Origin of the sequence: Pseudomonas sp. PDM32, assembly GCF_019219225.1 — a bacterium.
GTDB lineage: Bacteria > Pseudomonadota > Gammaproteobacteria > Pseudomonadales > Pseudomonadaceae > Aquipseudomonas > Aquipseudomonas laurylsulfatiphila.
Window position 1 is genome coordinate 221,828 of sequence record NZ_JAHUWE010000008.1, and the last position, 12,670, is coordinate 234,497.

A 12,670-nucleotide genomic window follows, 5' to 3' on the forward strand; every position below is an offset into this window, starting at 1 on the left:
AGCCGGCTTGCTGGCGATGGCGGTGGTGAATGCAATGACGTCATCGCTGGCAAGCCGACTCCTGCAAGGAGAATCACCGACCTGTTACTTCTTACAGTATCGGCCGGCGCAAAAAAGGCTCACGCTGTCCGCGATCCGAGCGAAGGACAGACGATGCCGTGAACGCTCACCCACACACTGCGACACCGACGCTGTCGGTCATCGATCCGCGCGCCCTGGCGATTCGCGGCGTGGGTTACTGCCGGCATCCCGACAGCGCCGGGATTGATTCGCGCATCAGCCGGCAAGGTTTCGATGCGGCGGGGCGCTTGGTGGAGTCGTGGGATCCGCGATTGTGGGGAGCGGCACTGAAGCCGAATCTGGCCAGCGTATATGGCCTGAACGGCCAGCCATTGTGCACCGACAGCGTCGATGCCGGTTGGCAACTGAGCTTGCTGGATCAGAGCGGCTTGCCCTGTTCGTTCTGGGACGCTCGCGGCAGCCAGCGGCACCTCGAATATGACCCTCAGCGGCGCCCTCTCGCGTTGGTGGAGCAGGCTGCAGGAGAGGCTGCGCGCGTGGTCGAGCGCTTGACCTACGCTGGCTCCGATCCAGCATCCGCTGTACGCAACCAGTGCGGTCAACTGATCCGTCATGACGATCCGGCCGGCAGTCAGATCTATCCCGAGTATGGAATGGCCGCAGCGGTGTTGCGGGAAGAGCAGCGCTTTCTCGCCGAGCTTGAAACGCCTGACTGGCCTCTCGAACCCGAGGCCCGCGATGAGTTGCTGGAAACCCGCCCGTTCATCACCCGCTACACCTTCAATCCCACGGGCGAGCTACGGCAGCAGACCGACGCCATGGGCAATCTGCGCACTTTCGGTTACGACCTCGCGGGCAAGCCGGATGAGGCCTGGCTGCAAGCGGTCGGGGAGGGGAAACCGCCAAAACGATTGGTCAGCGCCATCCGCTACAACGCTCTCGATCAGGTCGAAAGCGAAACTGCGGGCAATGGCGTGGTGACCCGTGTCGAATACGCGGCGGATGACGGTCGCTTGCTCAGGTTGCAGGCCGCGCTCGGCAGTCAAAAGCCGTTGCAGGATCTGAACTACGTTTACGATGCGGTGGGCAATATCGTCGAGCTGCAAGACCTGGCCCAACCGGTGATCCACTTCAACAACCAGCGCATCGACCCGGTCAACCGCTACCGCTATGACAGCCTGTACCAACTGGTCGAAGCCCGGGGCTGGGAGGTCAGCCAGCCGAGCCACGGCCCGATGCTGCCGGAGCTTTTACCCACACCGCTGGACCCCAACCAACGGCGCAATTACACCCAATGCTTCGAGTACGACCGGGGCGGCAACCTGATCACCCGCCAGCACAGCGGCGCACCGGGTTTCTCGATGTTCACCTCGACCCGAAGCAATCGCAGCCTGGCGCAACGGGGCGACGGCTCATTGCCGGGAGAACCCGAGATTGCCATGGGCTTCGACGCCTGCGGCAATCAACGGGAACTGCAGCGTGGCCAAGCCATGACCTGGGACCTGCGCAACCAGTTGAGTCAGGTCACCTTGGTCCAGCGCCAAACCGAGCCCGACGACTACGAATGCTACCGCTACGACCGCCCCGGCCATCGCTTGCGCAAAGTGGGATTCGCCCAAAGCAGCGGTCGCACCCTGCGCACCGAGGTCCGTTACCTCCCTGGTCTGGAAATTCACCGCCAGGCCGATGGCAAAGAACATCACGTCATCAGCATCGAAGCCGGGCGTACTAACGTACGGGCGTTGCATTGGCCCGAAGGTGATCATGACGACCAGTTGCGTTACAGCCTCAGCGATCACCTCGGCTCCAGCACACTAGAACTGGACGATGAGGCGGGTGTGCTGACCCAGGAACACTATTATCCCTTTGGCGGCACGGCGTGTTGGGCGGGGAAAAGTGCGTTGGTGGCGCAGTACAAAACCATGCGCTACTCGGGTAAGGAACGGGATGCAACCGGGCTTTATTACTATGGCTACCGGTATTACGTGCCGTGGTTGCAGCGCTGGATTTGTCCCGATCCTGCGGGGAACATAGATGGTCTTAATGTCTATCAAATGGTTGGAAACAATCCCGTCAGCTTCTACGACTGGCAAGGCACTTTAAAAATTCCGGTGGACATTTTTATTATCGATATTGTTGACCCCATTGCCCCAAGTATTGGAACAGGGTGGTTCGAAGAATTGATTTGGAGTGAAGACAAAAGCACTTTCGTGAGTGTCGGACCCGTTTATGGCCGCGGATTGAAAGTAATCGAGGGGGAAAGTTCTGAGTGGGTATCTAGTTTATTCGGGAGCGCGGTTGCCCTATTTCGCGATCAGGATCGTAAGCTCCGTCTTTTTACAAATTTGTATTTTCAGCACATGGGCATACAACCCGAGATGGGCCTGCCAGAGTTTGCCGGGGTGTTGAAGGTTGACGAACAGGACTCGTCAAGATTCGTTATCACCAACCATTCCGGGCACTACAAACCCGAGTCATCAATCGACGTCGATGCGATGATTCGTGAAATCGCTCCGCAACAACAGTCAGTGAGCTATGTCCCGATTCCTGAAAGTTCGACATTTGATTCAACACTGCGATTGAGTTCCATTGACTCGCCTGAGGAGTATTCGCGTCTTGTGAATGCGTTCAGGTGTGACTTCAACGATTTGATCGGGTACTTGAAAGAACAGGGCGTTTGGGAGGCTTCGAAAGTACGTTGGGACGATAACGAAGGAATGAATATCATCTTTAAAATGGAGGCTACGGGGCTGACGGCCCAGCAAGTCCGAATCAAAGAATCCGAATCCAGGAATGCCGAATCAAGGAAAATCGAATCAAGGAAAATCGAATCAAGGAAAGCCGGACCTTCGAATAGACTTGGACGAGCCTCCAGAGCTTTTGCCGCCGAGCCGACTCCCTCAGTCCGGAGAGAACCCAGAACACCTTCGTTTTTACAAAAGCTGTTTGGTAAGCGGTGAGGGGACGATGTTGATCCGTGACGTGAAAAATCTCTATTTACCCAGCCTGAACACCAACGCCTTCAACCCACACTCAACATCCGCATCCGGAAACTCCGGCGGATTCTCCAGCCGCTGCTCGAACCGCAGACCTGGCGCCTCACGAGTCACGCCATCGATCAGGAAGTCCGCCCCAAACGCCGGGTCGTTCATGCAGGCCAACACCGTGCCTTCAGGGCTGAGCAATTCCGGCAGGCGACGCAGCACCCGCTGGTAATCCTTGGTCAGCAAGAAGCTGCCTTTCTGGAACGACGGCGGGTCGATGATCACCAGGTCGTACGGGCCTTTGCCGATCACCTTGCCCCAGGACTTGAACAGGTCGTGGCCGAGGAAGCTGACCTTGCCCAGGTCATGGCCGTTGAGGCGGTGATTGTCGCGGCCACGGCTCAGGGCCGGGCTCGACATGTCGAGGTTGACCACGTGGCTCGCGCCGCCTTCGATGGCCGCCACCGAGAAGCCGCAGGTGTAGGCGAACAGGTTCAGCACCCGCTTGCCCTGTGCGTTGGCACGGACCCAGTCGCGGCCGTAGCGCATGTCGAGGAACAGCCCGGTGTTCTGCTTGCGGCCCAGGTCGACCCGGTATTTCAGGCCACCCTCGGTGATGGTCATTTCTTCGATGACTTCGCCTTGCAGCCATTCGGTGGTGCTTTGCAGCAGGTAGCGATGTTGCAGCAACAGCGTATGGGCGCCGGATTTTGCCCACTGTTCAGACTGGGTGATCGCCATCAGCCGCTGCTTCAGGTCTTCCAGTTGCCCGGCTTCAGGCTCCTTGAACAACGCCACCAATACCACGCCCTGCAACCAGTCCACGGTCACTTGCTCCAGCCCCGGCCAGCAGCGGCCACGGCCGTGGAACAGGCGACGGGTTTCGGCAGGGGCGGCTGCGAGGGCGGTCAGCAGGTGCTGGTCGAGGGTGGCTAGGGCTTCAGGGTTCATCGGGTCGGGTCGGTGGCATGGAAAGGGGCGGCATTTAACCATAATTGCGCACTCGACGGACCACACAAATCCCCCTGTGGGAGCGGGCTTGCTCGCGAAGGCGGTGTGTCAGCCAACATTAATAGCGACTGACACTACGCCTTCGCGAGCAAGCCCGCTCCCACAGGTTTTGTGGTGCTCGTTGTGAGCGAGTTATCACGTTTAATTTAACTTTACGTGAGGATTTGGCGATCTTCCGGCTCCCATACTCGGCCCCAACGAACAACAAACGGGAGCCGGACATGTCGCAGTCAACTGCTTCACCCAAGGCCAGTCATCCACGCTGGCTACGCCTGACCCACTGGCTCAACGCCCTGGCGGTGCTGGTGATGGTCACCAGCGGCTGGCGCATCTACAACGCCTCGCCGATCTACGAATTCAGCTTTCCCAAGTCGATCACCCTCGGCGGCTGGCTCGGTGGCGCGCTGCAGTGGCATTTCGCGGCGATGTGGTTCCTGGCGATCAACGGCCTGATCTACTTGGCCTTCAACCTGTTCAGCGGGCGCCTGAAGCGGCGCTTCTTCCCGGTTTCGCCCAAGGGCGTGCTGCATGACCTGTGGGCCGCCTTGCGCGGAAAACTCGCACACGCCGATCTCAGCCATTACAACCAGGTGCAACGCGTCGCCTACCTGTTCGTGATGGTCGACATCACGCTGCTGGTGCTCTCCGGGCTGGTGTTGTGGAAGTCGGTGCAGTTTCCGCTGCTGCGTGAATTGATGTTCGGTTACGAGGGCGCACGCCGTGTGCATTTCTTCGCCATGGCGCTGTTGGTGGCCTTCGTGGCGGTCCATCTGCTGATGGTCGCGCTGGTGCCGAAAACGTTGTTGGCCATGATCGTCGGCCGCAAGGAGCAAGCATGAAAAAGCGTATTCAGATCCCCGGGCTGGACGAATCTTCGATTCTCACCGACGCCCGCAAGATCCTGGCCCCGCAAATCGAAGACCGCTCGCGCCGCTCGTTCCTGCTGCGTGGCCTGACCCTCGGTGGCGTGGCCATGTTGTCCGGTTGCAACATCACCGACAACGAAAGCGTCGACACCGCGCTGTCGTCCATGTCGCGCTTCAACGACCGGGTGCAGGGCTGGCTGTTCAACCCCAACGCGATGGCGCCGACCTACCCTGAGTCGATGATCACCCGGCCGTTTCCGTTCAATGCGTTTTACGGCATCGACGAGGCACCGACAGTGGAGGAGGAGAGCTATCGCCTGGAGGTCAGCGGCCTGGTCGCCGACAAGCGCAGCTGGCGCCTCGAAGAGCTGCGTGCCATGGCCCAGACCGAACAGATTACCCGGCACATTTGCGTCGAAGGCTGGAGCGCGATCGGACGGTGGGGCGGCGTGCGCTTCAGCGATTTCCTCAAGCGCATCGGCGCCGACACCGACGCCAAATACGTCGGCTTCAAATGCGCCGACGACTATTACACCAGCATCGACATGGCCACGGCGCTGCACGCGCAAACCCTGCTGGCGCTGACCTGGGACGGCACGGTGCTGCCGCGCGAATACGGCTTCCCGATGAAGCTGCGCATGCCCACCAAGCTTGGCTACAAGAACCCCAAACACATTCAGGCGATTTTCGTCAGCAACACCTACAGCGGCGGCTACTGGGAAGACCAGGGCTACAACTGGTTCGGTGGCAGCTGACGGATGCCTGGCCCTTTCACACCTCCACAACCCACGCTCCAAGGAGTTTCATCATGAAAAAGTTGACCACCGTTGTACTGTCCATGTGCCTGGCCGTTGGCGCCGCCCCCGTGTTTGCAGCTGACACGATGAGCAACGACAGCATGAGCAAGGACTCGATGTCCAAGGATGCGATGTCCAAGGACGCGATGAAGAAGACCGATTCGATGTCCAAGGACGCCATGTCCAAAGGCAGCATGTCCAAGGATTCGATGAAAAAAGATGCAATGTCCAAGGATGCAATGAAAAAAAGCGAAATGTCTCAGTAAGTCCAATCACCGCCGCTCCCACAGGTTTTTTGTCGCCCCGAACGACCTGAGCCCCGAAAAAAGACATCGATGATTGATCCGGACGCGTGATGCCGGTCACCTGGCTGTATCAAAAATGAATTTCCGCGGTTTGCGCTGCTCATACCTTTAGGCAGCGGATCCAATTCCGCGAAATCATTGAGGCAATCAGGGAGCGGCACGGTCATGAGTCGAGTACCGACGGCGGACGGACATCGTCCTGGCGGGTTGATTCTGGTGGTCGAGGACGACCCGCTGATCCTGGAGTTTCTCTGTGAGATTCTCCAGGAGGAGGGGTTTGTCGTCGAGCCGCACACCAGTGCGGACGCGGCAGCCATCTATCTGGAACAGCATGCGCCGCAGGTGGGCATGCTGCTGACAGACATCACCATGCCCGGCACGCTCAATGGCGCGGACCTGGCCAACCAGTTCGGTGATCGCTGGCCGGACAAGCCGATCATGATCATGTCCGGTTTCGAAACCCCTGAAAGCTCCGGCGTGCGGCACGCGGTCTCGTTTATCAAGAAGCCCTGGATGATCGGTGGGCTGCTCGATTGTGTGAGCCAGGCCTTCAAGTCCAAACGACTCAACTGAGCCGTTCGCAGATGCTACATTGCCGGGCAAATCCGTCCGGCAGCTGCGAGGTCCTTTCCTTGTCCGATCACTCTGTATTCAACTCGACTTACCGTGCCTTTCTGTTCGACATGGACGGTACCGTCCTGACGTCCATTGCCGCTGCCGAGCGGGTCTGGACCACCTGGGCCGTGCGCCATGGGGTCGATGTCGGATCCTTCCTGCCGACCATTCACGGTGCCCGCGCCATCGACACCATCAGGCGCCTGGGCTTGCCCGGGGTGGATGCCGAGGCCGAAGCCGCGTGGATCACCAAAGCGGAAATCGACGACGTCGACGGGGTATTCGAAGTGGCTGGCGCGGCGAAATTCCTGCGGTCCTTGCCGGCCAGGCAGTGGGCCATTGTCACCTCCGCCCCACGGGAACTGGCATTGCGGCGGATGGCGGCGGCGGGAATCCCAGAGCCTGCCGTGATGATCACCGCCGAGGATGTGACTGCCGGCAAACCGGACCCCGCGGGTTACCGACTCGCGGCCCGGCGCCTGGGTGTGGAGCCTGGGCAGTGCCTGGTTTTTGAAGATGCCACGGTGGGGATTCTGGCGGCTGAAGCGGCGGGGGCGGATTTGATGATTGTCACGGCGACCCATGAGCAGCCGATCGAGACGGCGCATGGGACCTTGGTTGACTATGACCTGGTCCGGGTTCAGGTGGATGCCGCAGGCCTGCACCTGTACGCGGTCTAATGTGGGAGCGGGCTTGCTCGCGAAAGCGGTGTGTCAGTCAACATTGATTGCGACTGACACTATGCCTTCGCGAGCAAGCCCGCTCCCACAGGGTCCTGCGTTGCTTCAGTAAAGTCCCGGAACCAACCGCCAGGTGCGGGCGCAATAGGCTTCGTATTCGCTGCCGAACTGCGCCCTGAGCAAGGCCTCTTCCGAGTGAATCCGGGCAATCAACGGGATCAGGGTCAACGCCGCCAGCAGCAGACCGACGCTTGAGCGAAACGCCAGCGCCCAGCCCACGGCGATGACCATCATCCCCAGGTAACTGGGGTTGCGCAGGCGCCGGTAAATGCCCTCGGTGACCAGTCGATGCCCCGGCTGGATCGCCACCAGCCCGCTGAAGCGCTTGCCCAGCACAAACACCGGCCACAACCGCAGCGCGCCGCCCGCGATGAACAACAGTGCCCCGAGCCAGCGCACGCCTTCACCTCCAAAGGTCCAGAAATCGATGCGGTCGGTATAGGCCGGCAGGAAGCCGCTGAGCACGCCGATCACACCGAAGACCGGGAGGACCCAGCGATTGGCCCGGTCTTCGCGTTCTCCCGAACTCAGGTTGACCTCGGTGAACAGCGATGCGACGGCCATGACCAGGGTGGCCAGGGCAACGACGACCAGTGAGCCGTGGCTGAAGTAAGCCGCGAAACCGCCCAGTCCCCAGATCGCCAGGGCGAGATAGGCGAGGGTGCTGACGACGGCAAAAAACGCCAGTTTGGCCGAGATTTTCATGGCGCCTCCAAAAAAGACCTCCGGTATGTTCAGTGTAGATACCGAGGGTTCCCACGCAGAGCGAGGGAGCGATCAAATCACCTCCGCCCGCGCATTGCGCCGGATCACCTGGGGCGGTTGTCCGAACACCCGCAGGAAGGTTTCGCGCATGCGGCGGCGGTCGGTGAACCCGGTTTCCACGGCGATCTGGTCGAGGGTCAGGCGTCCGCGCTCGAGCATCTGTCGCGCCGCTTCCAGACGCAGGTTCTCGATGGCCTTGGCCGGCGATTGCCCGGTTTCGGCGCGAAACGCCCGGCTGAATTGCCGGGGACTGAGGTTGGCCACTTGTGCCAGTTGCTCCACCGACAGAGGCTGGGCGAGGTGTTCCCGGGCGTAGCCGAGCACGGTCTGGATGCGGTCGGATTTCGGCGCCAGTTCCAGCAGCGCCGAATGCTGCGACTGGCCGCCGGCGCGGCGGTGGTACATCACCAGTTTCTGCGCCACGGCCCGGGCCAGCTCGGCGCCGTGGTCCTTTTCCACCATGGCCAGTGCGAGGTCGATACCCGCGGTCATGCCGGCGGACGTCCAGATCGAACCGTCGATCACGTAGATGCGATCCGCCTCGACCTTGATCGCCGGAAACCGCGCCTGCAGTTCCCGGGCGTAGGCCCAATGGGTGGTGGCCCGCCGTCCGTCGAGCAAGCCGGCCTGGGCCATGACGAACGCCCCGGAGCAGATCGACGCGGTGCGGCGCGCGCTGTGGATGCTGGCCTTCAGGTAGTCCAGCACGGCTTCGGGCGCCTGTTCGACGATCGAGTCGCCACCGACCACGATGACGGTGTCGAACACGCGCCCGTCGAAGGCCTCGGTGCAAACGCTCAAGCCACCCGAGGCGCGCAGGGTGTGACCGTTTTCCGACAGCACGCGCACGTCATACAGGGTCTGTGCGGCACTGAAATTGGCGTATTCGAACACCGGCATGGCGGCCAGCGCCATGGACTGGAAACCCTCGAAAACCACGAACGCCACGCTGATCATCGGCCTGTCCTCAAACGCTATGTCCGAAAAACGTACTTTAAACGTCATTTGAGACAGGCGTAAGTCCCTTTATAACGGACTGCACCCGGCGAATCTCTCGCCTCACCCTTGAGGAATTGCACCATGGCTCTCTCATCCAAAGGCACTGCACTGATCACCGGCGCTTCTTCGGGCATCGGCGCGGTGTATGCCGACCGCCTGGCTCGCCAGGGTTACGACCTGATCCTGGTAGCCCGCAGCCGGGGCAAACTCAATGCCCTGGCCAAGCATTTGAGCGACCAGACCGGGCGCAGCGTCGAGGTGGTGGCCGCCGACCTGACGGACAAGGCGGATTCGCTACGGGTCGAACAGATCCTGCGCAACGACGCCAGCATCACCCTGCTGGTCAACAACGCCGGGGTCGGTGGCGTCATGCCGCTGCTGGCCAGTCCCGTGGACGACATGGAAGCGATGGTCAGCCTCAACGTGACGGCATTGATGCGCCTGGCCTACGCCGCTGTACCCGGTTTCGTTGCACGGGGCACCGGCACCCTGGTCAATATCGCCTCCATCGTCGCCATCGCCCCGGAAATCCTCAACGGCGTGTACGGCGGGACCAAGGCGTTCGTCCTGGCCCTGAGCCAGTCGATGCAGCATGAGTTGGCGGACAAAGGCGTGCGCGTGCAGGCGGTGTTGCCGGGGGCGACCGCCACCGATTTCTGGAGCGAGGCCGGCAATCCGGTGGAAAACCTGCCACAGGAGATCGTGATGTCCGCCGAAGACATGGTCGATGCCGCGCTCGCGGGCCTGGCGGCCGGTGAAACGGTGACCATCCCGGGCCTGCACGATGGCAGCCAGTGGGATCGTTACGAAGCCCAGCGCAAGACCCTGTCCGGGTTGTTTGGCAATTGCGTGGCGGCGCCGCGTTATCGCTGAGACTGTCCCCGGATCGGGTGAACTAAACTTGCATGAGAGGACCGTTCACCGCTGGCTCGTCGACCTGTTCGGCGAGCCGGTGGCGTGTAACAGGAACCGACATGCTTCACATCCGCACGCCTTTGATTCTGCACCCCGGCCTGTCGACCCCGACCCGCCGTATCTGGCTGAAACTGGAAAACCTGCAACCGGGCGGCTCGTTCAAAATACGCGGCATCGGCTTGCTGTGCAGCCGGGCGGCGCAGCAGGGCAAGCGCAAGGTGGTCTGTCCCTCCGGCGGTAACGCGGGACTGGCCACGGCCATGGCCGCGGCATGCCTGGGGCTCAAGGCCTGCATCGTGGTGCCGCACACCACCCCCCACAGCACCCGGGCGCGGATCAGCAAGACCGGCGCCGAGGTGATCGAGCACGGCAAGGTCTGGGACGAAGCCAATCAACGGGCCCGGGAACTCGCCCAGGACCCACGCAGTGAATTCGTGCCGGCCTTCGACCACCCGGTGTTGTGGGAAGGGCACAGCACGATGGTCGATGAAATCCTTGCCGACTGCCCGCCAGTGGATGTGCTGGTGGCATCGGTGGGCGGCGGTGGCTTGCTGGCCGGGCTGCTCACCGGACTGATTCGTCATCGGCACACCGATTGCCGCATCGTCGCCTGCGAAACCGAAGGCGCGGCGTCATTCGCCGCGGCGGTGGCGGCCGGGCATCCGGTCAGACTGCCGAAAATCGACACGGTTGCCACGTCCCTGGGGGCCGCGCAAGTGGCCGCCTGGCCGGTCAGGCACATCGGCGATTTTCCCTATGAGTGCGTGGTGCTCAGTGATGATGAGGCGATCATGGGCGTGGTGCATTACGCCAATGATTTGCGTCAGATGGTCGAGCCGGCGTGCGGCGTTTCATTGGCGATCGCCTACCTGGATCACCCGGCGATTGCCGACGCTCATGACGTGGTGATCGTGGTGTGCGGCGGGGTGAGTATCAACGCGCAGCTCGTGGCCGGGTGGGCACGCATGTCCACTGGCACGCACGCAAGGCAGGGCTGGAAACGCTATCCCGGTGTCACAAGCCCTACCGCTGGCGATGACGGTCTTCAGTGATCGGTGGCAACGCCATCCTGGACGAGGATGGCGCGGGCCAGGTCTTCGTCGCTTGCGTTGTTGAGGGCGGGATTGTCCTGACGGATCTTTTTCAACACCGCTTCCAGATAAGCACCACGAATCGCACCGCCGCTGGCGACGAAACTGGAGGCGTCATCCCGGGCGGGAATCATGAGTTTGTGGTCTTTGAACGTTGAGTACAGCGAGGCGGAAACCCCGGCGGAAGTGGCGACGTCACCGGCATCCACTTTGGCCAGAGCCGAACCTGCGGGCAAACAAAGTACCAGTGCAGAGATGATAAATAGGCGGCGCATGACGGTGTCCTCCGACTGCATGAAGCATAAGGGATGTATCACATAGTTTAGGATACGTGGCAGTCGACGAGAGTTCCGTGAGGAGAGCTCTGAGGCGTCGCCGCCGAGAACGGTTGTGGGAGACAGGGTCGTTGAACGTCGATATTCAAAGCGTGGTGATCGGGGCTGGCGTCGTCGGGTTGGCGGTGGCCAGGCACCTGGCCATGAGCGGGCGGGACGTGCTGGTGGTCGAGGCCGGGGCGGGCATCGGCACGGGCATCAGCTCGCGCAACTCGGAGGTGATTCATGCCGGTATCTATTACCCGGAAGGCAGCCTCAAGGCGCAACTGTGCGTGGAGGGCAAGCAGCGTCTTTACACTTTTTGCGATGAGCACGCCGTTGAATACCGGCGCGTCGGCAAGCTGATCGTGGCCACCGATGAGCAGCAGCGCGCGGCGTTGCAGCGTCTGTTGGAGCAAGGGCGGCTTAATGGTGTCGATGACTTGCAATGGCTCGACAGCGCACAGGCCCGCGAGCTCGAGCCGGCGTTGTCCTGCGTCGCGGCACTGTGGTCGCCCTCCACCGGCATCGTCGATTCCCACGGGCTGATGCTGGCACTTCAGGGCGACGCCGAGCGCTTCGGTGCGACGCTGGCCTTGCACACGCCGTTGCTGTCGGCCCTGTGCATCGACCAGGGCTTCGAGCTGCACATGGGCGGCAGTCAACCCATGACCCTGCGCTGCCGCGAAGTGATCAACTGCGCGGGGCTGTCCGCTCCCGAGGTGGCGCGCGCTATCGTCGGTCTGCCTGCACAGTGCGTTCCCCAGGCGCATCTTTGCAAGGGCAGCTATTTCAGTTTCAGCGGCCGGGCACCCTTTCGGCACCTGGTGTATCCGGCTCCGGAGAGTGCGGGACTGGGCGTGCACATGACGCTCGACCTGGGCGGGCAGGCGCGCTTCGGGCCGGATGTCGAATGGGTCGAGCACATTGATTACCGTGTCGAACCCCGCCGGGCCGAGGGCTTCTATCAGGCGATCCGCCGTTATTGGCCGGGGTTGCCGGACAACAGCCTGCAACCGGCCTACAGCGGCATTCGCCCGAAAATCAGCGGGCCAACCGAGCCGGCCGCCGATTTTCTCGTCAGCGGATGCGCCGAACATGGCGTGCCGGGTCTGGTGAATCTGTTCGGCATCGAATCACCGGGGCTGACCAGTTGCCTGGCGCTCGCCGAGTACGTGGTGAAACGCCTCGATGACCGATGATCGGTGCTGACCCTGCCTTGCGGGCATCGGGTCTATGCTAGGGAG

13 protein-coding genes are annotated in these 12,670 nt (G+C 61.6%); 9 read left to right on the forward strand and 4 right to left on the reverse strand.

From position 1 onward, the window contains the following. Positions 1–158 precede the first annotated feature (158 nt). Positions 159–2,981, forward strand: coding sequence for an RHS repeat-associated core domain-containing protein (locus tag KW846_RS17100; RefSeq protein ID WP_218483656.1), 2,823 nt, complete (start codon positions 159–161; stop codon positions 2,979–2,981). A gap of 33 nt (positions 2,982–3,014) precedes the next feature. Here the strand turns inward: KW846_RS17100 and KW846_RS17105 are convergent, their stop codons facing one another. Further along, positions 3,015–3,956: a class I SAM-dependent methyltransferase gene (locus tag KW846_RS17105; RefSeq protein WP_218483659.1), complete on the reverse strand. Its 942-nt coding sequence runs from the start codon at positions 3,954–3,956 to the stop codon at positions 3,015–3,017. A 281-nt stretch (positions 3,957–4,237) separates the two neighbouring features. Here KW846_RS17105 and KW846_RS17110 point away from each other — a divergent pair, with 281 nt between their 5' ends. The 5 genes from KW846_RS17110 (at position 4,238) to KW846_RS17130 (ending at position 7,279) form a co-directional block, all read left to right on the forward strand. Further along, positions 4,238–4,855, forward strand: a complete 618-nt coding sequence (locus KW846_RS17110; RefSeq protein ID WP_218483661.1) for a cytochrome b/b6 domain-containing protein — start codon at positions 4,238–4,240, stop codon at positions 4,853–4,855. After that, on the forward strand, positions 4,852–5,637 hold the full coding sequence (locus KW846_RS17115; protein WP_218483664.1) for a molybdopterin-dependent oxidoreductase: 786 nt from the start codon (positions 4,852–4,854) through the stop codon (positions 5,635–5,637). The genes KW846_RS17110 and KW846_RS17115 overlap by 4 nt, the downstream gene beginning before the upstream one ends. 53 nt (positions 5,638–5,690) lie before the next feature. Next, positions 5,691–5,945 carry a pentapeptide MXKDX repeat protein gene (locus KW846_RS17120; protein WP_218483665.1) on the forward strand — a complete coding sequence of 85 codons (255 nt, stop codon included), beginning with the start codon at positions 5,691–5,693 and terminating at the stop codon, positions 5,943–5,945. A 204-nt stretch (positions 5,946–6,149) separates the two neighbouring features. Then, complete coding sequence (locus KW846_RS17125; RefSeq protein WP_218483667.1) at positions 6,150–6,557, forward strand: response regulator; 408 nt, start codon at positions 6,150–6,152, stop codon at positions 6,555–6,557. Between the two features lie 59 nt (positions 6,558–6,616). Next, positions 6,617–7,279 (forward strand): HAD-IA family hydrolase, encoded by a 663-nt coding sequence (locus KW846_RS17130; RefSeq protein ID WP_218483669.1) that lies wholly within the window; start codon positions 6,617–6,619, stop codon positions 7,277–7,279. Positions 7,280–7,384: 105 nt separating this feature from the next. Here the strand turns inward: KW846_RS17130 and KW846_RS17135 are convergent, their stop codons facing one another. Together KW846_RS17135 and KW846_RS17140 are read right to left on the reverse strand one after the other, a co-directional pair. Then, positions 7,385–8,044: an isoprenylcysteine carboxylmethyltransferase family protein gene (locus KW846_RS17135; RefSeq protein ID WP_218483672.1), complete on the reverse strand. Its 660-nt coding sequence runs from the start codon at positions 8,042–8,044 to the stop codon at positions 7,385–7,387. A gap of 72 nt (positions 8,045–8,116) precedes the next feature. After that, positions 8,117–9,061, reverse strand: coding sequence for a GlxA family transcriptional regulator (locus KW846_RS17140; RefSeq protein WP_218483674.1), 945 nt, complete (start codon positions 9,059–9,061; stop codon positions 8,117–8,119). Positions 9,062–9,184: 123 nt separating this feature from the next. On the opposite strand from KW846_RS17140, the gene KW846_RS17145 reads away from it, so the two are divergent. Both KW846_RS17145 and KW846_RS17150 read left to right on the forward strand, forming a co-directional pair. After that, positions 9,185–9,976 (forward strand): SDR family oxidoreductase, encoded by a 792-nt coding sequence (locus KW846_RS17145; protein WP_218483677.1) that lies wholly within the window; start codon positions 9,185–9,187, stop codon positions 9,974–9,976. Between the two features lie 101 nt (positions 9,977–10,077). Continuing rightward, positions 10,078–11,070 carry a pyridoxal-phosphate dependent enzyme gene (locus KW846_RS17150; RefSeq protein ID WP_218483679.1) on the forward strand — a complete coding sequence of 331 codons (993 nt, stop codon included), beginning with the start codon at positions 10,078–10,080 and terminating at the stop codon, positions 11,068–11,070. Here KW846_RS17150 and KW846_RS17155 read toward each other — a convergent pair. Beyond that, positions 11,064–11,384, reverse strand: coding sequence for a DUF2388 domain-containing protein (locus tag KW846_RS17155; protein ID WP_116583254.1), 321 nt, complete (start codon positions 11,382–11,384; stop codon positions 11,064–11,066). The genes KW846_RS17150 and KW846_RS17155 overlap by 7 nt on opposite strands. 131 nt (positions 11,385–11,515) lie before the next feature. Here KW846_RS17155 and KW846_RS17160 point away from each other — a divergent pair, with 131 nt between their 5' ends. Then, positions 11,516–12,625 carry an NAD(P)/FAD-dependent oxidoreductase gene (locus KW846_RS17160; RefSeq protein WP_218483682.1) on the forward strand — a complete coding sequence of 370 codons (1,110 nt, stop codon included), beginning with the start codon at positions 11,516–11,518 and terminating at the stop codon, positions 12,623–12,625. Positions 12,626–12,670 lie beyond the last annotated feature (45 nt).